24 protein-coding genes are annotated in these 20,054 nt (G+C 58.8%); 16 read left to right on the top strand and 8 right to left on the bottom strand.

Annotated features, from left to right (window positions below; translation table 11 throughout):
* The first annotated feature begins 19 nt into the window (after nucleotides 1-19).
* The 6 genes from ERD84_RS05490 to ERD84_RS05465 all read left to right on the top strand — a co-directional run bounded on the left by ERD84_RS05490 (nucleotide 20) and on the right by ERD84_RS05465 (nucleotide 4,056).
* Nucleotides 20-502: a YraN family protein gene (locus tag ERD84_RS05490; RefSeq protein WP_130038588.1), complete on the top strand. Its 483-nt coding sequence runs from the start codon at nucleotides 20-22 to the stop codon at nucleotides 500-502.
* A gap of 69 nt (nucleotides 503-571) precedes the next feature.
* A complete protein-coding gene (locus ERD84_RS05485) occupies nucleotides 572-1,165 on the top strand; it encodes a phosphoheptose isomerase (protein WP_167667263.1) in 594 nt (197 codons plus the stop codon).
* Nucleotides 1,165-1,866 carry a BON domain-containing protein gene (locus ERD84_RS05480; protein WP_130038586.1) on the top strand — a complete coding sequence of 234 codons (702 nt, stop codon included), beginning with the start codon at nucleotides 1,165-1,167 and terminating at the stop codon, nucleotides 1,864-1,866. The genes ERD84_RS05485 and ERD84_RS05480 overlap by 1 nt, the downstream gene beginning before the upstream one ends.
* Nucleotides 1,863-2,357, top strand: coding sequence for a peroxiredoxin family protein (locus ERD84_RS05475; RefSeq protein WP_130038585.1), 495 nt, complete (start codon nucleotides 1,863-1,865; stop codon nucleotides 2,355-2,357). The genes ERD84_RS05480 and ERD84_RS05475 overlap by 4 nt, the downstream gene beginning before the upstream one ends.
* Nucleotides 2,358-2,391: 34 nt before the next feature.
* Entirely contained in the window at nucleotides 2,392-3,294 is a 903-nt protein-coding gene (argB, locus tag ERD84_RS05470) for an acetylglutamate kinase (RefSeq protein WP_130038584.1), read from the top strand.
* On the top strand, nucleotides 3,295-4,056 hold the full coding sequence (locus ERD84_RS05465) for a pyrimidine 5'-nucleotidase (RefSeq protein WP_130038583.1): 762 nt from the start codon (nucleotides 3,295-3,297) through the stop codon (nucleotides 4,054-4,056).
* Here the strand turns inward: ERD84_RS05465 and ERD84_RS05460 are convergent.
* From ERD84_RS05460 to gpmA, 4 genes are all read right to left on the bottom strand, one after another.
* Entirely contained in the window at nucleotides 3,986-4,765 is a 780-nt protein-coding gene (locus ERD84_RS05460; protein ID WP_130038582.1) for a HesA/MoeB/ThiF family protein, read from the bottom strand. The two genes, ERD84_RS05465 and ERD84_RS05460, sit on opposite strands and share 71 nt — an antisense overlap.
* The gene (locus tag ERD84_RS05455) at nucleotides 4,765-6,270 is read right to left on the bottom strand and encodes a S41 family peptidase (RefSeq protein ID WP_130038581.1); all 1,506 of its coding nucleotides are present in this window, start codon (nucleotides 6,268-6,270) and stop codon (nucleotides 4,765-4,767) included. Before ERD84_RS05455 ends, ERD84_RS05460 begins: the two co-directional genes overlap by 1 nt.
* Before the next feature lie 109 nt (nucleotides 6,271-6,379).
* Nucleotides 6,380-7,807 carry a murein hydrolase activator EnvC family protein gene (locus tag ERD84_RS05450; protein ID WP_130038580.1) on the bottom strand — a complete coding sequence of 476 codons (1,428 nt, stop codon included), beginning with the start codon at nucleotides 7,805-7,807 and terminating at the stop codon, nucleotides 6,380-6,382.
* A gap of 2 nt (nucleotides 7,808-7,809) precedes the next feature.
* Nucleotides 7,810-8,559, bottom strand: a complete 750-nt coding sequence (gene gpmA / locus ERD84_RS05445) for a 2,3-diphosphoglycerate-dependent phosphoglycerate mutase (protein WP_130038579.1) — start codon at nucleotides 8,557-8,559, stop codon at nucleotides 7,810-7,812.
* Between the two features lie 89 nt (nucleotides 8,560-8,648).
* On the opposite strand from gpmA, the gene ERD84_RS05440 reads away from it, so the two are divergent.
* The 8 genes from ERD84_RS05440 (at nucleotide 8,649) to xerC (ending at nucleotide 15,279) form a co-directional block, all read left to right on the top strand.
* Nucleotides 8,649-9,059 carry a rhodanese-like domain-containing protein gene (locus tag ERD84_RS05440; RefSeq protein WP_130038578.1) on the top strand — a complete coding sequence of 137 codons (411 nt, stop codon included), beginning with the start codon at nucleotides 8,649-8,651 and terminating at the stop codon, nucleotides 9,057-9,059.
* 11 nt (nucleotides 9,060-9,070) lie between these two features.
* A complete protein-coding gene (grxC, locus tag ERD84_RS05435) occupies nucleotides 9,071-9,328 on the top strand; it encodes a glutaredoxin 3 (protein WP_130038577.1) in 258 nt (85 codons plus the stop codon).
* Between the two features lie 65 nt (nucleotides 9,329-9,393).
* Nucleotides 9,394-9,918: a protein-export chaperone SecB gene (gene secB, locus ERD84_RS05430; RefSeq protein ID WP_130038576.1), complete on the top strand. Its 525-nt coding sequence runs from the start codon at nucleotides 9,394-9,396 to the stop codon at nucleotides 9,916-9,918.
* A gap of 4 nt (nucleotides 9,919-9,922) precedes the next feature.
* A complete protein-coding gene (locus ERD84_RS05425; protein WP_130038575.1) occupies nucleotides 9,923-10,966 on the top strand; it encodes an NAD(P)H-dependent glycerol-3-phosphate dehydrogenase in 1,044 nt (347 codons plus the stop codon).
* 49 nt (nucleotides 10,967-11,015) lie between these two features.
* Entirely contained in the window at nucleotides 11,016-12,014 is a 999-nt protein-coding gene (locus ERD84_RS05420; protein WP_130038574.1) for a Bug family tripartite tricarboxylate transporter substrate binding protein, read from the top strand.
* 701 nt (nucleotides 12,015-12,715) lie between these two features.
* The gene (gene dapF / locus ERD84_RS05415) at nucleotides 12,716-13,630 is read left to right on the top strand and encodes a diaminopimelate epimerase (protein ID WP_371743150.1); all 915 of its coding nucleotides are present in this window, start codon (nucleotides 12,716-12,718) and stop codon (nucleotides 13,628-13,630) included.
* Nucleotides 13,627-14,313, top strand: coding sequence for a DUF484 family protein (locus ERD84_RS05410; protein ID WP_130038573.1), 687 nt, complete (start codon nucleotides 13,627-13,629; stop codon nucleotides 14,311-14,313). Before dapF ends, ERD84_RS05410 begins: the two co-directional genes overlap by 4 nt.
* A 9-nt stretch (nucleotides 14,314-14,322) precedes the next feature.
* Entirely contained in the window at nucleotides 14,323-15,279 is a 957-nt protein-coding gene (gene xerC / locus ERD84_RS05405; protein ID WP_130038572.1) for a tyrosine recombinase XerC, read from the top strand.
* A gap of 12 nt (nucleotides 15,280-15,291) precedes the next feature.
* Here xerC and ERD84_RS05400 read toward each other — a convergent pair whose 3' ends face one another.
* From ERD84_RS05400 to ERD84_RS15945, 4 genes are read right to left on the bottom strand one after another with little or no spacing between them, the layout of a single operon-like run.
* Nucleotides 15,292-16,353, bottom strand: coding sequence for a metal ABC transporter solute-binding protein, Zn/Mn family (locus ERD84_RS05400; protein WP_245150611.1), 1,062 nt, complete (start codon nucleotides 16,351-16,353; stop codon nucleotides 15,292-15,294).
* Complete coding sequence (locus ERD84_RS05395) at nucleotides 16,353-17,252, bottom strand: metal ABC transporter permease (protein ID WP_130038886.1); 900 nt, start codon at nucleotides 17,250-17,252, stop codon at nucleotides 16,353-16,355. Before ERD84_RS05395 ends, ERD84_RS05400 begins: the two co-directional genes overlap by 1 nt.
* Nucleotides 17,252-17,968, bottom strand: a complete 717-nt coding sequence (locus ERD84_RS05390; RefSeq protein WP_130038571.1) for a metal ABC transporter ATP-binding protein — start codon at nucleotides 17,966-17,968, stop codon at nucleotides 17,252-17,254. Before ERD84_RS05390 ends, ERD84_RS05395 begins: the two co-directional genes overlap by 1 nt.
* 6 nt (nucleotides 17,969-17,974) lie before the next feature.
* The gene (locus ERD84_RS15945) at nucleotides 17,975-18,121 is read right to left on the bottom strand and encodes a hypothetical protein (RefSeq protein ID WP_167667261.1); all 147 of its coding nucleotides are present in this window, start codon (nucleotides 18,119-18,121) and stop codon (nucleotides 17,975-17,977) included.
* Between the two features lie 159 nt (nucleotides 18,122-18,280).
* On the opposite strand from ERD84_RS15945, the gene ERD84_RS05385 reads away from it, so the two are divergent.
* Both ERD84_RS05385 and ERD84_RS05380 read left to right on the top strand, forming a co-directional pair.
* Nucleotides 18,281-18,751 (top strand): Fur family transcriptional regulator, encoded by a 471-nt coding sequence (locus ERD84_RS05385; protein WP_130038570.1) that lies wholly within the window; start codon nucleotides 18,281-18,283, stop codon nucleotides 18,749-18,751.
* Between the two features lie 138 nt (nucleotides 18,752-18,889).
* Nucleotides 18,890-20,014, top strand: a complete 1,125-nt coding sequence (locus ERD84_RS05380) for a CobW family GTP-binding protein (RefSeq protein WP_130038569.1) — start codon at nucleotides 18,890-18,892, stop codon at nucleotides 20,012-20,014.
* Nucleotides 20,015-20,054 lie beyond the last annotated feature (40 nt).

The raw sequence follows: 20,054 nt of genomic DNA, 5'->3' as shown, positions 1-20,054 counted from the left end.
TAAAACGGGTGGGTAACGCATGGACGATGAAACACTACCTTATCAACTGGCCAGGGCCGCGCAGCAAAAAACCATCCGGGCCCGACGCCGCAAACAGGCACTACCACCCACCACTGCGGCAACAGGAACCGAACCGCAGTGGTCTCCCAGCCAAAAAACCGGACGCCGGGCAGAGGAGCTGGCTTGCCAGTATTTGCAGGCTCGCGGCCTGGTTGTACTGGCCCGCAACCTGCACAGCAAAACAGGCGAAATAGACCTGATTGCGAACGATCACGGGATTCTGGTGTTTATAGAGGTACGTCACCGCTGCAGCCGCCGGTATGGCGGCGCTGCTGCCAGTGTAAACCGCGACAAGCAACAGCGTTTGACCAGAACGGCGCAATATTTTTTGCCCATGCTGGCCAGGCGCTTCTTTCGGGGCAGAGTGCCGGCCTGCCGTTTCGATGTTGTGGCCGTCGAACCACTCAGCCTGAGCTGGATACGCGGCGCATTTGGCGAGTAAGCCCAGCCACGACACCGACTGTAATGGTTTGCTGTAATTTTTCAAGCGGGTCATGAGATAATCAGGCCCATGGACATGACATCTCTCATGGCATCGCACTTTGACGATGCAATCGACACTTTCAAGACCAGCTCCCGCGAACTGGCCCAGCCATTATCAGCCGGGGTAGATCTATTATTCGGTGCGCTGGCCAACAACGGCAAAATTCTGGCCTGCGGCAATGGCGGCTCGGCTGCCGACGCCCAGCACTTCATCGCTGAGCTCGTCGGCCGCTTTGAGCGCGATCGCCTGCCCCTGGCAGGCATAGCACTGAATACCGACACATCCATTCTGACGGCTGTCGGCAACGATTATGGCTTCGATACTGTCTTTGAACGCCAGGTCACTGCCCTGGGACAGCCCGGCGACGTACTGGTGGCTATTTCCACCAGCGGGAACTCTTCCAACGTTATCCGGTCTATCGAAGCGGCGCACGATCGCGAAATGGCCGTCATCGCCCTGACCGGAAAAGGCGGCGGCCAGATTGGCGAACTCCTTACCGACGCCGATATCCACTTGTGCGTTCCACACGACCGGACCATGCGCATCCAGGAAGTTCACATCGTGCTGTTGCATGCTCTGTGCGATGGCATCGATGCCCTACTACTCGGAGACACTCTTTAATGTCTACAAAGCAATTTTCACAACGTCTTATTCTGGCCAGCCTTGCCCTGGCAAGCCTCACCACACTTGCGGGCTGTGGCGCCGTAGTCCTGGGCGGCGCTGCCGCCACCGCCGTAGTGGCCACTGATCGCCGCACTACAGGCGAGCAGGTCGAAGATCAGGCCATTGAACTGAAGACAGCAGCTGAAATGCGCAGGCTGTTCGGCGAAGAAAAAGCCCGTGTCAATGCCACATCGTACGCCGGCTTATTGCTGCTGACCGGCGATGTCCCCACTGAGCAAGACAAGCAAAAAGCCGAAACCGCCGCACAAGGTGTCGAGAAAGTGCGCCGCGTTGTCAACCAGATTCGTGTGGGCGACGTCACCCCCATCAGCGTGCGCAGCAACGACACCTGGCTCACATCCAAGGTCAAGACATCCCTGATCAACACCAAAGAAGTGCCCAGCCGCACCATCAATGTCACCACCGAGCGTGGCATCGTCTACCTGATGGGCAAGGTCACCGAAGAAGAAAGCCAGCGTGCCGGCAAAGTCGCCGCCAGCGTCACCGGCGTCAACAAAGTAGTAAAATTGTTCCAGATCGTTTCGCCCGAAAGTATTGCAGCAGACACATCACCGGCTCCCGTCGATGATGCATCCAACACGGGCTCAACCAATACGCCAGAGTCTTCCAGCGGCGTAGAAACCATGCCTGTCCAATGAAAAAAGCACTTATTGGCGTAATCGCCGCATTAGCCCTGGCCGGAATCGGCATCTGGCAGTTTTCCGGCTCGGCCAAGGCTGCCCCGAACGTCACCTTCACGTCGCTCACCGGCGAAAAAACCACTATGCAGGACCTGCGCGGCAAAGTCGTGCTGGTCAAGTTCTGGGCCACCAGTTGCGTTACCTGTATTGCGCAAATGCCGGACACCATTCAGCATTACAACGACCTGTCGCCCAAGGGTTTTGACACCATTGCCGTGGCCATGCAGTATGATCCCGCCAACTACGTAAAGAACTATGCCGAAACACGGCATTTGCCCTTTACCGTAGCCATCGATGCGCAGGGCGAGATCGCCAAGGCTTTCGGCGATGTACAGCTCACCCCCACTGCCTTTCTTATCGACAAGCAAGGCAATATCATCAAACGCTATCTTGGCAACTACGACAAGCAAGCATTCCTCAGCACCGTCAACAAGGCATTGGCCAGCTAGGGCCTGCTAACACTATTAAAGGAGTCGCGAAGGTATGACCACTTCCCCCGACCTCCCCGCCAGTCTGTCCGCAACAGTGAAAGCTGACGTGCTGGCCGAGGCCCTGCCCTACATACGACGTTTTCATGGCAAAACTGTCGTCATCAAGTACGGCGGCAACGCCATGACCGAAGAAGCCCTGCAACGCAGCTTTGCCCACGATGTGGTGCTGCTCAAACTGGTGGGGCTCAATCCTGTTGTCGTGCACGGCGGCGGCCCGCAAATCAATGCCGCCCTCAAACGCATAGGCAAAGAAGGCTCATTCGTGCAGGGCATGCGCATTACCGATGCCGAAACAATGGAAGTCGTGGAATGGGTGTTGGGCGGCCAGGTACAGCAAGACATCGTCATGATGATCAACGAAGCTGGCGGCAAGGCTGTAGGCCTCACAGGTAAAGACGGCTGCCTCATCCAGACACGCAAGAAAATGCTCGCCGACAACGACAACCCGGGCCAGTGGCTTGACATCGGCTACGTGGGCGATATCACCCGCATCGAACCGGCTGTCGTCAAGGCTTTGCAAGACGATCAGTTCATTCCCGTCATTTCGTCCATAGGCTACGGCGAAGACGGCCGGGCCTACAACATCAACGCCGATGTGGTTGCCGGAAAAATGGCCGAGGTCCTGGGCGCCGAGAAACTCGTCATGATGACCAACACCCCCGGCGTACTCGACAAAAATGGTCAGTTGCTGCGCAGCCTCTCAGCGCAAACCATAGACGAACTCTTTCAAGACGGTACGATCTCTGGCGGCATGCTGCCCAAGATCTCGTCGGCGCTCGACGCCGCACGTAATGGCGTCACGTCGGTGCATGTTGTCGATGGCCGTGTACCGCATTGCCTGCTGCTCGAAATCCTGACCGACCAGGGCGTAGGAACCATGATCAGCTCGCACTGAATGCAGTCGGCTCATGCAGCCAGGGCTGCGGCTTACCCGCGACGGCCAGCAAGCCGCACGCAAGCAAAAGAAACCGTGTGGCTGTTCGACCTAGACAACACGCTGCACGATTGTTCCAAAGGTATCTTCAAGGCCATAGACGGCTCGATGGGCCGTGCCGTGGCCACGACCCTGGGTCTGGATTCCGATGCAGCCAATGCCTTGCGCAAAACCTACTGGCAACGCTATGGCGCCACCGTCATAGGCATGGTGCGCCATCACGGCGTCAACGCCGACAATTTCCTCGCTCTCAGTCACGACTTTCAAATTGCACCATTGGTGCATGCCGAAAGTGGCCTGAACCGCAAGCTCAAATTGCTGAAGGGCCGCAAGATTTTGCTGACCAATGCGCCACTGTTCTATGCCCGCGAGGTGTTAAAGACCCTGGGCATACTGCATCATTTCGAGCATGTATGGGCTATTGATCAGATGACCATGCAAGGACAAATGCGGCCCAAGCCATCGCTTTCACTGATGCGCCAGGTGCTGGCCCGACTGTCAGTGCCGGCCCGCCAGGTGGTTTTGGTGGAAGACACCTTACGCAACCTGAAAAGTGCGCGTCAGGTAGGCATGCGCACCGTGCATGTGTTTCATCCCGGCACACCGTTTTCAGCCCTGCACGGTGGACGCAATCTGTATGTGAACTTGCGCGTTAATTCGGTGGGACAGCTGCTGGCTGGCCGTCACGGTCTGCGCACACCAGGCAAGCCGGATCGCGCTTGAAACGCAGGGTCTGCCACTGCATGTCCAGGGCATTCAGACATAGCATGCGGCCCACCAGCGTCTCACCCATGCCGGTCAGTATCTTGATGGCCTCTGCCGCCTGAGTACTGCCGACTATGCCCACCAGAGGCGCCAGCACACCTGTGGTGGCGCAGCGCAGCTCCTCGGCATCGTCTGCTTCTGGAAAAAGACAGTGATAGCAGGGGGCATCGTCACGGCGCAAATCAAACACACTGATTTGTCCGGAGAAACGGATGGCCGCCCCCGAGACCAGCGGCTTGCGATGCTTGACGCATGCGCGATTCACGGCATGGCGGGTGGCGAAATTGTCGCAACAGTCGAGCACCAGATCAGCCAGACCTACCTGCTCATCCAGGGCTTCGTCGTCGAGGCGCTGGACCAGGGCCTGGATGTGTATCTGGGGATTCAAGGCCGCCAGCATATGCTTGCCTGATTCGGCCTTGGGCCAGCCCACACGATCGGTGGTGTGCAGAATTTGACGCTGCAGATTGCTGAGCTCTACCTCATCGTCGTCGGCCAGCACCAAGTGGCCGACCCCTGATGCGGCCAGGTAAGCCGCTGCCGGGGAGCCCAGCCCTCCGGCGCCTACAATCAGCACCCGCGCAGCCTGCAGCCTGTCTTGCCCTTCTATGCCGAACTCATCCAGCAAAATATGCCGGGCATAGCGAAGCAGCTCTTCGTCGTTCATTACTCTACCGGCACCACTCCGTCGGCAGTGATCCTGAAACGCTCGACGTTGGGGTCATTTGGCGTCACTGGACTTTTTTTTTCAGCGTCGGTGCTCTTGGTGCCGTCGGCTTTAGGTTTGTCGGCCTTGGCAACCAGGCTGGGATTATTCTTTTTGACGGGACGCCCTTCAAGGAAATTGATGGCCTGCTTGAGTTGATAATCGTCGGCGCCACCAAACTCGAACATCTTGGGCTCGACTTTACGCTCTTCTTCGGCAGGCGCTTCCTGCTTGTCTTCCTGGAAGTTGCTGTTCAGCAGATGGCGTTGCAAATCGACCTCGCGCGGCAGGCGGAACAGATTGCCTTGCGCGGTATCGTCAACCTCGATATCGGGCTCGACACCGGTTACCTGAATGGAGCGACCTTTGGGCGTGTAGTAAAGCGCTGTGGTCAACTTGATGCCTGTATCTTCGCTGAGCGGCAACACGCTTTGCACCGAGCCCTTGCCAAAAGTGCGGCTGCCGATGATTTTGGCGCGCTCGTAGTCTTGCAAGGCACCTGCCACGATTTCAGAGGCCGATGCCGAACCTACGTTGACCAGGACGACCATAGGAACGGTCTTGGCCCAGGCCGCGATCTTGGCACCGTCTTGAGTGTCTGCGCTGCCCAGGAAGTTCTGCATATAGCTGCCCTGCTTGGAGAAATACTCGCGGTTGGCCGAAGGTATGCGGCCTTTGGTGGACACCACCAGGACATCGGGCTTCAGGAACGCAGACGACACGCCGATGGCGCCTTCGAGCAAGCCGCCCGGGTCGTTGCGCAAGTCGAGAATAAGCGCCTTGGGAGCGCCCTTGCTGCCAAGCTCGGTAAGCTGTCGGCCCAGGTCTTCGACAGTGCGTTCCTGGAACTGTGCAATACGCACATACGCAATATTGCCGTCGAGCATCTTGCTGCGCACGCTGCGCACCTTGATCAGGTCGCGCACGATAGTCACCACAATGGGCTTGTCGTTATTTTGCCGCTTGATGGTGAGCACAATGGATGTTTTGGGTTCGCCACGCATAAGCTTGATGGCTTCGCTGAGCGTCATGCCCTTGGTGGGCTTGCCATCGATGTGCGTGATCAGGTCGCCCGCCAGAATGCCGGCGCGTGCAGCAGGGGTGTCTTCGATTGGCGAGATCACCTTGGGCATGCCGTCTTCGCTGCCGATTTCTATGCCCAGGCCGCCGAAGCCACCTTGCGTGACGGCTTCCATTTCCTTGAAGGCCTCGGCATCGAGATAGGTGGAATGCGGATCGAGGTCGTTGAACAGCCCCTTGATGGCATCGTTGACCAGCTTTTCGTCGGTAACGGGTTCGACGTAGCTGCTTTTGATGGCTGCGAACACGTTGGCGAACTGCTGCAGTTCTTTGAGCGGCAAGGGATCGCCGCGCTGCGCCGCCGCCGTGATGCCCAGACTGACCAGGACACCGCCTAACGCGCCCACCAACATCAAACCAAAACCGCCTAACCTGCGAGTGCTCATGCACATTCCCGAAGTAGTATGAATAAAGTCAATGCACTCAACGCCACGTATCAAGACTGCATTGCATGAGTTGGCGTAAATTATGCACTACGACTAAATAGTAACGAAATTACCGCCTTAACCAAAGCAGGGGATTCACTGGTACGCCCTGATGCCTGATTTCAAAGTATAGACCTGACTCTACCTGTCCGCCTGTGGCCCCCACCGTGGCGATGGTGTCCCCGGCGCCGACAATATCGCCCACACGCTTGAGCAGGCTTTGATTGTAAGCATACACGCTTAGATACTTGGCGCCATGGTCCACGATCATGATATTGCCGAAACCACTCAGCCAATTGGCATAGACAACTCGACCTGCCGCAATGGCCTTGATGGGGCTGCCTTGCGGGGCCCGCAGCACAATGCCACGCCATAATCCGCCTTCGGGTCTTTCCGCACCAAAACGCCCCAGAATATCGTTGCTGGAGACCGGATAGGGATTGCGCTTGCCCAGCCCCTGGAAGCCGCCGGCAGGCTCACTGCGGACCGTTTGCGCGGCAGCGGCTGCCTCGGTCTTGGCCTTCGCAGCGGCAGCTTCTTCCTTGGCACGGGCCTCTGCCCGCGCCCGCTCCACTTGCAGACGTACTTGCTCGGCCACCTGCCGGTCAGCTTCAGTTCTGGCCTTTTGTTCGGCCAAAGCGGCTTGTCTTGCGGCCTCGGCCTGACGCGCCTGCTCCGCTTTCCGGGCCACGTCGGCGCGGCGCTTCGCTTCAGCCAGACGGGCGGCTTCGGCACGGCGTTTCTCTTCAGCTATTCTGGCGGCTTCCCGCTGCTTGGCTATGGCTACTTCCAGGCCGGAAATCAATTTGCCCAAGCGTTCGTCATTTTGTTTCAGGCCTGCCGCCTGCCCGCGCTGCGCCTGCAGTTCGGTTTCAATCCGCTTGAGTACCTTCTGGTGTTCAGCCTTTTGCTCCTCAAGCTTGCTTTTCTCGTCGGTGGTCTCTTGCGCCAGCTGCGCTAATTTCTGCGTCTGCTCTTCGGAACGGGCCTGCAGTCTGGCAAGTTTGTCGAGCGCAAGATTGACGGCAATGACCGCATCGGCCTGGGCCTGCGTGATATAGCCCAGATAACGCAGATCGCGCCCGATGGCTTGCGGATTGTCACCCGACAGCAGCGCCGTCCAGGGCGAAAGGCCGCCCGCATACTGAGCCCGCATCTGCTCGCCAAGCTCGTGCTGGCGCACTGTCAGCTGCTGCTTTTGCTCGACGATTTGCGCCCCGAGGTCTTTCAGCTCACGCTCTGCCGCCCGTTGGCGCTCGGCCAGCTCGGCCAGCCGGCGGTTGCTGGCCGAAATAGCGGTTTCGGATGCTTTCAGTTGGCTGGCCGCATCGCGGCGCGAAGACTCGCTGCGATCGATTTCGTCTTGAAGACTGGCGATGCGTGCGCGCAACTCGGTGCGCTGCGTCTGGGCGTCAGCCTGCTTTTGCGTGAGCGAAGGCTCTGCTGCACAGGCGAGACCCGCCCACAAAAGCGCACAACAGCCCAACGCTCGCCGCATGTTTATTTCCTTGCCTTGCCCTGGTTGGCAACCGCGGCCATCGCAGCCTCGATTTCAGCCGGGTCACCCAGATAATAATGGCGGATGGGACGCAGATCATCGTCGAGCTCGTACACCAGCGGCTGGCCAGTGGGTATGTTCACGTGCACGATGTCGTCGTCGGAAATGCCGTCCAGATGCTTGATGAGTGCGCGCAGGCTGTTGCCGTGAGCCGCAACCAGTACTCGCCGCCCGGCACGCATGGCCGGTGCAATGGATTCGTTCCAGAACGGCAGGACACGTGCTACCGTATCCTGCAGGCACTCTGTGGCCGGGAGCTTGTCGGCTGCGATCTTGGCATAACGTCGGTCAAAGCGCGGATGACGCGGATCGTCGAGCTCGAGCGGATTGGGTGCAATGGCATAGGCCCGACGCCAGATCAGTACTTGCTCGTCGCCGTACTTGGCAGCGGTCTCGGCCTTGTTCAGCCCTTGCAGCGCACCATAATGGCGCTCGTTCAGGCGCCAGCTGAGCCCCGTAGGCGTATGCATGGCATCCATGGCGTCCAGAGCAATCCAGAGCGTGCGTATGGCCCGCTTGAGCACCGAGGTATACGCCAGGTCGAACTCAAACCCTTTCTCTTTCAGTAGCTTGCCTGCCTGAAAGGCCTGCTCGCGTCCTGTATCAGTCAGATCGACGTCAGTCCAGCCCGTAAAGCGGTTTTCAAGATTCCACTGGCTTTCGCCGTGGCGCATCAGAACAAGTTTATGCATGATAAGAATCGCCCAAAAGTTGAAATTCGCTGTCCATTTTATAATCCCTGGATTCCGCCCTTTTTCCGAGGGCGTTTTCGGGATATAACGTGGACTTTTTTCTAGACCAAAACAATCTGATTTTCCTGTTCGTTGCCATCGCATCGGGCGTCATGCTGATGTTGCCCAACCTGCTGAAGGGCGGCGCCAAAACGGTAACCGTACAGCAAGCCGTCCAAATGGCCAATCAGCAACAAGGCCTGTTTCTCGACGTGCGCAGCAGCGAAGCATTTAAAACTGGCAGCATACCTCAAGCACGCAACCTGCCGGCCGCCGATGTTCAGGCTAAACTGAGTTCTTTGCCCAAAGACAAGCCTATTATCGTGGTTTGCGACAAGGGCCGCGAGTCAGCCCGTATCGCGGCCAGCCTGCGCAAGCAAGGCTACGATCAGGCCGTGAGCCTGAACGAAGGCCTGAATGGGTGGGTCCAGGGTGGCATGCTGCTATCCAAGAAGCACTAAAGAGAATCTCCATGGCTACAGTAACGATGTATTGCACCGCTGTGTGCCCATATTGCGTTCGCGCTGAAATGCTGCTCAAGCAACGAGGCGTGACCAACATTCAGAAGGTCCGGATCGACCAGGACCCCGACCAGCGTTCCATCATGATGGAACGCACTGGCCGGCGTACCGTACCGCAAATCTACATAGGTGATACCCATGTGGGCGGCTATGACGATCTGGCAGCACTGGACCGGGCCGACGGCCTGATGCCTTTGCTGAATGCCTGAGCCTGAACTTAACCCTGGAGCCTGACCGGCCCCGGCCCTACCCCATATCACTTTTGGAAAACTACATGTCCGAACAGCAACAGAACAACCAAGGCGAACAAGCCAGCCAGGATCCCAGCTTCAGCCTGCAACGTACCTACGTTAAAGATTTGTCACTGGAAATGCCTAACGCGCCTCAGATTTTCCTGGAGCAGGAAGGCCCCTCCGTTGAAGTTTCCCTGAATGTGGGCGGACAGCGCCTGGCCGAAACGGTCTACGAAGCCACCGTTACCGTCACAGTTACCACACGCATTCAAGACAAGGTTCTGTACCTGGTCGAAGCGACCCAGGCCGGTATTTTTGAAGCCGCCAACATTCCTGCCGAGCAACTCGATCCGCTGATCGGCATCGTCTGCCCCACCATGCTTTACCCCTATTTGCGTGCCAACGTGGCCGACGCCATCAACCGCACCTCGCTACCAGCCCTGCACTTGGCCGAAGTCAACTTCCAGAGCATGTACGAGCAGCGCATCGCCGAACTGGCCCAGCAGCAGCAAGGCGGCAACGATGATTCCGGCATCATCCTGCCCCCTGGCGCCACCCGTCAGTAAGCATATGAACGGCCAGCAGCGTCCACGCGTGTCGGTGCTGGGCGCCGGCAGTTGGGGCACCGCGCTGGCCGTACTGGCCAGTGCACGGGCCGACACCCTGCTATGGGCCCGCAATCCTGATCTTGCCCAGAGCATTGCACACGATCACGCCAACCCCCGCTATCTGCCCAACACGCCCCTGCCCCAGGCACTGAACGCCACGGCTGATTTTCAGCAAGCCATCGATCACGTCTGCAACACCGGCCGCGATGACAGCCTGATTATTCTTGGCGTACCGGTAGTGGGGCTGCACAGCCTGTGCCATAAGCTGGCGCAATCGCTCGCAGCAACACCGCCGCGCGGCAAGCTCAGCATCGTCTGGACGTGTAAGGGTTTCCAACCCGACTCGGGTCTGCTTCCTCAGCAAATCGCCCAACAGGCATTCGCCTCCCTGCCCGAACTGGGCCTGGGCGTGCTGTCGGGCCCCTCTTTTGCGCTCGAGGTCGCACAAGGCCTGCCCGTAGCACTGACTGTCGCCACCCGGCACGATTGGACCGCACAGGCGGCCATCAAGGCCTTGCACGGCAGCAGTGCCCGCATCTATACCAGCACCGATATCATCGGCGTCGAGGTCGGCGGCGCACTGAAAAACGTCATGGCGATTGCTTGCGGAATTTCCGACGGACTCAAGCTGGGCACCAATGCCAGAGCCGCATTGATCACGCGTGGGCTAGCCGAAATGCAAAGACTGGGTCAGGCGCTGGGCGGACAAGCGGCCACTTTCGCCGGCCTGACCGGCCTGGGCGACCTGGTGCTCACCGCAACCGGCGACTTGTCACGCAACAGGCAAGTAGGCATTGCCCTGGCGCAAGGCAAGGGTCTGGACGACATTCTGGCCGGCGGCCTGACCGCTGAAGGTGTGCGCTGTGCTCGAGCCGCGCTGGCGCTCGGTCGCCAGCACCAGATCAACCTGCCCATTACCGAAGCAGTATGCAAAGTGTTGTTCGACGGCATGGCGCCAGGGCGAGCCGTCACCGACCTGCTCGCGCGCGAGGCCGGGCCTGAGTAATATTTCGACCCTTTTCAAATACCGTTATTTTCTGCCCAAGGAATCACTGATGACTGGATTTTCCATAACCCGCCGACGTCTGCACGCCTCGGCCCTGACGCTTGCCGGTGCCGCCTTCTTCGCCTTGTCGCCAGTGGCGCAGGCGGCCTGGCCCGAACGGCCCATTCAGATGATTGTGCCCTTCCCGGCCGGGTCCTCGCCAGACATTCTGGCACGCGCCATTGCCGAGCCCTTGGCCGCAGACCTGGGTCAACCGGTAGTCGTTGACAACAAGCCGGGTGCAGGCGGCAACATCGGCACGCGCGCTGCCAGCAAGGCCAAGCCTGATGGATACACGATACTCCTGACCATCAATGGACCTATGGTCACGGCACCTACTCTGTACAAGAAGACACTGGGCTACGATCCCCTGAAGGACTTGGCGCCGATCACACTGGTGGGCACGAGCCCGAACGTACTGGTGGTGCCACAAGACTTCGAAGCGAAGAATGTTCAGGAATTCGTGAGCCTGGCCAAGTCCAAGCCGGGCGAGCTGAACTACGGTACGGTGGGCCCGGGCAGTTCTTCGCATTTGGGCATGGCCATGCTGGAGCATGAGGCCGGCATCAGCCTGCAGCAGATCCCGTACTCTGGTTTCCCACAAATCATTACATCGATTCTTAACAACGATGTGCAGGCAGGCTTCATGGTGCCTGGCATCGCCATGGCGCAGGTAAAGGCAGGCAAAGCACGCGCGCTGGCGATCACCAGCCTGGAGGCTAGCGATGTGCTGCCAGGCATCCCAACGATGGCGTCGCAGGGTTATCCAGGTTTCGAGTCGATTTCCTGGGATGCAATTTTTGTGCCTGCCGGTACGCCGGATGATGTGGTGCAGCGCTTGAATGAGTCGATCACAAAGATCCTGGCGCGTGATGATGTGAAGCAGAAGATGGCGACGCTTTATTTCACGCCAGCACCGACAACACCCGAGGGGTTGACCGAGCTGGTAGTGAGCGAGAAGAAGCGCTGGGATGAGGTGATCAATCGCTTGGGCCTTTCGCTGGATTGATCTGTTCTGCCGTGTTGGTTCTCTGATTTTTGGCCTCCTGATAATTCGTTCTTAAGAAAGGCGTATGTGACGGGGGCTGTTCCGGCTTGGCGCGCTGCGGCCCCTGGCAAAGCCAGGGGCTTCCCGTTTCTGGTGGCCCGATCGAGGCGTGTGCGGAACTCGACCGGTCGGGCCAATGGCCCGACACCCGTCGGTCTCAAACAGCCGCACACTTGCATCCTCGATCGAGCCACCAGAAACGGCTTGCGCGAGTCGCCTGCACAGCCCCCGTCACATACGCCTTTTTAGGAATGAGCCAGGCTTGGGGTACAAAAATCCATTGACAGCGGGTATCACCCCTGCCGTCATGACACGGTGCAGTCATGTGTCCGGGGTAAAGCGACGTTTGAGCAAGCCGCAGCCCAGGTCTCAAAGCGGGGGCCTAAGAGGACGCGCTGTCTGAGCCTGGGACAGTCCGGGGGACTGTCCCAGGCGAGTTCGCGTCCGACCCCGCTGTGAGACCAGGGCAAGGGCACCCCTCCGCAGGAGGGGCGCAGCGATCGGAGCGGCATCCCGGACACATGACTGCACCGCGCAAGAACGCAGTGATACCAGCAACAGAAAACTTACCTACCTACAGCCACGATCAAAAAAGTGGCATATTTCTCATCAGCAGCAACCTGCGCACCAACAACTCAAAAATCACGGACAAACCCCACCTAATCCGCGATAATGTCAGCATCATGATCTGGAACTTCGTAAAAATGCACGGCGCAGGCAACGACTTTGTCGTGCTCGACGGCGTGCGACAAAACATCGACCTCACCCCCGAACGGGCGCGGGCGCTAGCCGACCGCCATTTCGGTATCGGCGCCGACCAAATCCTCCTCGTCGACACCCCCCTGCACCCCGAAGCCGACTTCCGTTACCGCATCTTCAACGCCGACGGCAGCGAAGTCGAACATTGCGGCAACGGCGCCCGCTGCTTCGTACGCTTCGTGCACGAACAAGGCCTGTCGCGCCGTAACCCCCTGCGAGCCGAAATCAAATCCGGCATCATCACCCTCGACAGCACCGGCAACGGCGACGTCTCGGTCGAAATGGGCCAGACCCGATTCGAACCCCAAGCGCTTGCCTTCGACGTACAAGGCCTGCAATCCACACCCTGCGCAGACGACACCCTGTGGGCCTTGCCCCTACCTGGCCACAATGACGTCCAACTCTCGTTGGTCGCCATCTCCAACCCGCATGCCGTCCAGCTGGTCGACGACATACAAACGGCGCCAGTGGGCACAGCCGGACCACTCATAGAATCTCACCCGCGCTTTGCGCAGCGCGTCAATGCGGGCTTCATGCAAGTACTCGACCGCCACACCATCAAGCTGCGCGTCTATGAGCGCGGAGCGGGTGAAACATTGGCCTGCGGTACCGGCGCCTGCGCGGCGGCGGTGGCCGGAATACGCCGTGGCCTGCTCGACAGCCCGGTCCTGGTGCATACCCGGGGCGGTCCGCTGGCCATCACCTGGGCCGACAACCTCTTGCACATGAGCGGGCCAGCGGTTACGGTGTTTGCCGGCAGCGTCGACATCGACACGCTTACCGAACAGTTAACCACCAAGGATTTTTTACAGCCATGAGTGCAGACAGCCTTTCCTCCGAGCATATTGCGCAGTTCTTGCAAGAAAACCCTTCCTTCTTTCAGGACCACGCCGAGGTATTCGCCAATTTGCGTGTGCCTCATCCCAACGAGACCCGTGCCATTTCACTGGGTGAACGCCAGATCCTGACGCTGCGCGCCCGCGCCAAAGATCTTGAATGGAAACTGTCGGGGCTGGTGCACAATGCCAGCGGCAATGAACGCATTACCAACACCCTGATGGACTGGTGCTGTCGCATGCTGGCCGAAGACGACGCCACTCAGCTGCCCGGCCATGTCGTACGCAGCTTGGGCGACCTGTTCGACCTGTCTACGATCGCCCTGCGGCTGTGGGATCTTTCCGGCCTTCAAGACACCGAGTTCAATCAGGACGTCACCGACAGCATACGGTCTTACGCCCGCGAGCTGACCACACCTTATTGCGGCCCCTACACCGACCAGGAAGCCGCAACGTGGCTGGGCATGCCGCCGGCTTCACTGGCCATGATTGCGCTGCGACCCCATGGCAGCGGCGAACCCATCGGCTTGCTGGTGCTGGGCTCTGACGACGTCGAGCGCTTTACGCCCGACATGGGCACGGCTTTTCTTGACACGATCAATCGTCTGGCCAGCGCCAGCCTGCTGCGTCTGCAAGGGCCCGCCAAACCTGACGACTACGCCTGAGGGCAGGTCATGCATGCCCTGCCCTCCCCCATGGAGCAATGGCTTGCACACTTGCAAGGTCACCGCCGTTATTCCGTTCACACGCTATCGGGCTATCGACAAGACCTGCATCATTTGATCCTGTGCCACGCCGACCTGAAGCTGGATCAATGCACAGAAAGCCATATACGCCAGGCTGTCGCACGTTTGCATGCGCAAGGCCTGAAGCCGCGCAGCCTGGCGCGCGCCCTGGCAGCCTGGCGTGGTTTCTTTCAGTGGTGGGCCCCGCAAGCCGGCATGGAATCCAACCCCGCAGCCGGAGTGCGCGCACCAAAAATCCCCCGCAGCCTGCCCAAAGCACTATCAGTCGAGCAAACCCAGGTATTGCTCGATCGACCCAATCTGCCCGAGCCTGATACCGCCATCGACTGCCGCGACCAAGCCATGTTTGAAGTGCTGTATTCCAGCGGCTTGCGGCTGGCCGAGCTGGTCAGCCTCGACTGGCGCTATGCGCGCAACGGCGAATATGAGTCCCAAAGCTGGATACAGCTCGAAGAGCAGGAAGCAATCGTGAAAGGTAAGGGCGGCAAGACACGTAGCGTGCCGCTGGGCGGCAAGGCCATTGCCGCCCTGGAGCGCTGGCTGCAAAAGCGTGATCAATTGCTGGCCGGATCAACCGACCCCAATGCCTCTGCCGCCTTGTTTCTGGGTGCGCGGGGCAAGCGTATTTCGCCTCGCGTCGTGCAACTGCAGTTGAACAAACTGGCTACGCTGGTGGGCTTGCCTGTGCATGTACACCCACATGGTTTACGGCACAGCTTTGCCAGCCACATGCTGCAATCGGCCCAGGATTTACGCGCTGTGCAGGAGTTGCTGGGCCATGCCAATATTTCGACGACGCAAATCTATACACGCCTGGATTTTCAGCACCTGGCCCAGGCCTACGACCAGGCTCACCCGCGCGCTGGCCGCAAGCGCCAGCAATAGGCAGGCAGCACGCTAACCTTTGGTCAGACCACCCTTCAGTACGTAAATGAGCTGACCTGCATTCCAGGTTATCAAGCCCAGATAGCTGGCCGCCGGCTGGCCAGGCACGTCCAGCGCATCGGAATACAAGGTGCCGCCCACCACAGCCCCCGTTTCACGTGCGATCTGGCTGGCCAGCCTGGAGCTCGTCATATTTTCGGCAAACACGCCCGAGATGCCTTCTTGCTTGATGGTATCGATGACGGCGGCCATTTCCTTGGCCGATGGTTCGGCCTGGCTGGACAGCCCCGCCAGAGGAACAAAATGAACGCCATAAGCCTGTGCAAAATAGCCGAATGCGTCATGCGAGCTGATCACCTTGCGCTTATTCTTGGGTATTTCCGAAAAGGCCAGTTTGATTTCGGCATCCAGCTTTTTCATTTGCTCGATGAATACACTGGCCCTACCCTTGAAATAGGCGCGATGAGCCGGCGCCGCCTTGATCAAGCCCTCTCTGATATTCTGGGCATAGATAATGCCGTTTTGCAGGCTTTGCCAGGCATGCGGGTCGACATCGCTCGTATGCTGTGGATGATCGTGGTCATCGGCGGCATCTGCCTCTTTCGGCGCCTCAGCATGCTTGCCGTGATCGTCGTGCGCCTGCTCTGCAGGGTTCAGATGAAGCACCGACACGCCTTGCGAGGCCAGCAACTGCTGTCCCTGAAACCCGGCCGATTGGATTAGTCTGGGTAACCAGGCTTCAAAATCAAGGCCGTTCAGCACCAGAACCTGGGCATCGGCCAAGGCCTTTACATCGGCAGGAGTGGGTTCGAAAGTGTGCGCGTCACTATTCGGCCCAACAATGGTGGTCAGCTCGACATATTCACCACCGATTTCCTTGACCATATCGCCCAGGATCGAAAAAGTGGCCACCACCTTGACGGGTTTTGCCGGCGCAAGTGCCTGGGCCGCCTGCGCCACGGGCACCGAGGCAATCAATAGACCACTCAACATGCTGCCAAGTACGAGCCGGCGGCCCATATGAAAGGAAGCAAGAGCCGAATACATGCTGGATATAGGCTTGCGAATAGCCATTAAAAGTTCTCCGAAATTCTGGACAGACGTTGCCGGCGGGCCCGAGCCTGGCGCGCAGCCTGCATTAACCCTCCGTGAGGGCCAAAGAAAACAGATAGAAAATAGACACATCCTGCCGCAATAATAATAGCGGGTGAGGCAGGCACATTGCCATAGTACGAAAACAATAGGCCAATATACGAGACCACGGCACCAATCGCCGCCGACAACACAATTTGCCGACCAACTGAACCCGCCCAGAATCGGGCGGCGGTGGCGGGAAGCATCATGATCCCGACCACCATCAGCGTACCCAGTACCTGAAAGCCCGCAACCAGCGTCATGACCAGCAGCAACAGGAACAGCATGTGGATGAACGACCCTGCAGCGCCCTGGCTGCGCAGGAACAAGGGATCCAGGCACTCCAGCACCAGAGGCCTGAAAATCAGGGCCAGAGCCAGCAGCGTAATGCTGGATGCGGCGGTTACCAGCAGTAAGGCGCCATCGTCCAGACCCAACACCGTGCCGAACAGCACATGGATCAAGTCCATATTCGAGCCTCGCAGCGAAACCAGCATCACCCCCAGGCCTAGCGACACCAGGTAGAAAGCAGCAAAGCTGGCATCTTCGCGTTGGGGAGTCAGCCGTGCCACCGCGCCCGCCAGCATGGCCACCACCAGGCCGGTAATCATGCCGCCTATGGTCATGGCCGTCAAAGACAGGCCTGCTGTCAAAAAACCCACAGCCACGCCCGGCAAAATGGCATGTGCCATGGCGTCACCCATCAGGCTCATACGACGCAGCACCAGGAATACGCCCAGTGGACCCGCGGCAAACGCCAAAGCCAGCGAACCGGCCAGCGCCCGGCGCATGAAGCTGTATTCGATAAAAGGCCCGAACAACAGGTCGACCAGCCACATCACAGGTAGTCTCCTGCGCACAGATGCCGCGCCAAGTGCAGATTTTCGGGTGTCAGGACCTGCGGCGTGGGCCCCCAGGCAACGGCCTGCCCTCCCATCAGCAAGGCCTGCGGGAAGCAGGCACGCACCAGTTCCATGTCGTGCAACACGGCAATGACCGTGCGGCCTTCCGAATGCCAGGCCTGCAGCACCGCCATCAAATCTTCAGTAGTGTGGCGATCTACCGCTGAAAAAGGCTCATCGAGCAGCAAAGTGTCGGCATCATGCAGCAATAATCGGGCAAACAGCGCACGCTGCAACTGTCCGCCCGACAAAGTACCTACGATACGAGCCCCGAAATCTGCCAGGCCTACGGCTTCGAGAGCGCTTTGAACCCGATCATGCTCGGCGGCCTTGAAGCGCTTCCAGGACCCGGTACGCCGCCAGGCACCCATGGCAACCAGATCGTAAGTCGTGATGGGAAAGCTGCGATCGAGCTCGCCCTGCTGCGGCAGACATGCCATGTGAGCGCTGGAATCATTGGCCAGACGTATGTGTCCGCGCAAAGGGCTCAGCATACCCATAATGCCTTTGATCAGCGTTGACTTGCCTGCGCCGTTGGGCCCCACGATGGCCGTCATGGAGCCGCGCGCGAAGGTTCCGGAGATATCACGCACGGCGATGCGATCGCGCCATCCCAGCGACACCTGGTCAAGTTCTATCGCGGTATGGCACATGGCGTACTACCACCACTCCATGGCCCAGCCTGTCAGGGCCCACAGGCACAGCACCGCCGGCAAGACCCGCAGCATGCGCTGAAGGCTGGAAGCAAGCAGCGCAGAACCGCGATATCGGCGTAAACCGCTGACAGGAGAAGAAGAACGATGCATGAGGGCCGTCGGGAAAAGGACAGGAATGAGCTTTTGAATTAGGGAATTATAGCATTGGTTATGTTATAACATAACTTAGATAGGCAAGTTTATCCTGTTTATGCGATGCTTGACCTTGAGCATTCCATATTTATTGACCCTGAAACGAGAGCCCAGCTCATGTCTGCCAAACATTCGACACAGCCATCCGCCCTGGCGGCCAAGCTGCATACTGCCGAATCGCTATGCGCCCAGCGCGGCAAAAAGCTGACCCCCATACGGCGCAAAGTCCTCGAGATCCTGTTGGCCCAGCACCGCAGCGTCAAGGCCTACGAGCTGCTCGACCTGATACGCAGCGTACAGCCGGGCGCGGCGCCTCCCACGGTGTATCGCGCCCTGGATTTCCTGGTTGATGAAGGCTTGGTACACCGGCTCGACGCCATCAACGCCTGGACGGCCTGCCTGGACGCTGCCGGCGAGCCCCACGACCTGCTGGTCGTCTGCACCCAGTGCGGCACCGTCGCCGAACTCAGCGATCCGGCCCTCAGCCGCCAACTGGCCGACAAAGTCGCCAGCGCCGGTTTTGCCCTGTCAGGCCACGAAACCGAGCTGCGCGCCCTGTGCGCAAACTGCCGGTCGCACACACATTGACAGCATATGTTTGCTCTAAAGCGTATGCTGTGATGTAATCGCACGTTAAGTTTTTCTGCGCTACCTATAGAAAACCTCCCCTAGGCAAGCTGTACCCGGTGGCAGGCTGATCTCAGGATCGCGCTCGCGAGGCACAAGATGAAAGCCGCTGTTCAAGCAAACAAAATGGTTCCGGTAACCATCCTTACCGGTTTCTTGGGTGCGGGTAAAACCACGCTGCTCAAGCGCATTCTTACCGAGTATCACGGCCGGCGTATTGCTGTCATCGAAAATGAATTCGGGCCAGAAAGCATCGATAACGACTTACTGGTCCAAGACAGCGAAGAAGAAATCGTCGAGCTCAGCAACGGCTGCGTCTGCTGCACCGTGCGCGGCGACCTCATGCGCGCCCTGGACGACCTGCGCATCAAGCGCGAGGCGGGTCAGCTGAATTTCGAGCGCGTCATCATCGAAACCACCGGCATGGCCAATCCGGGCCCGGTGTGCCAGACCTTTTTCATGGACGACGAAATCGCCGACTACTACCGGCTCGACGCCGTGATTACCGTGGTCGACGCCAAGCACGGCATGGAAACACTGGACAAGCAGGAAGAAGCCCAGAAGCAGGTTGGCTTTGCCGATCGCCTCCTGATTTCCAAGAAAGACCTGGTCAACGAGGTAGACTATCAGGCGCTGCGTGCCCGCTTGGTGCACATCAATCCACGCGCCTCCATTACGCCCGTCCATTTCGGTGAAACCGATCTGGCCGTCTTGCTGGATATCAGCGGCTTCAATCTGAACACCATTCTCGACATCGATCCGGAATTTCTGGCCGAAGTACACCCGGACGCCGCGCACGACCATGAACATGATCATGGCCACGATCACGATCACGGCCACGATCACGGGCATGATCACGATCATGAAGGCGAATGCGGTCCCGCTTGCGGCCATCACCACCACGATCACCATCACGCCCATCACGACGACCAGATCGGAGCATTTGTTTTCCGATCCAACAAAGCCTTTGATCCGGAGCGGCTCGAAGAATTTCTGGGCGGCATCGTCCAGGTCTATGGCCCCGATCTGCTGCGCTACAAAGGTATTTTGTATTTGAAAGGTATCAATCGCCGCATGCTCTTTCAGGGCGTGCACATGATGATGGGCGCAGAACCCGGCAAGCCTTGGCTAGCCAATGAAAAGCCTAATACCAAAATGGTATTCATCGGACGTAAACTCCCCCAGGACATTTTCAACCAAGGACTGGAAAACTGCCTGGTTTAAAAAGCCATACTGCGCAAACATTAATGCGCACTATGATTGA

Source organism: Pollutimonas harenae, from assembly GCF_004153685.1.
Classification (GTDB): Bacteria; Pseudomonadota; Gammaproteobacteria; order Burkholderiales; family Burkholderiaceae_B; genus Pusillimonas_C; species Pusillimonas_C harenae.
This window is presented reverse-complemented; position numbering and strand designations above follow the sequence as displayed.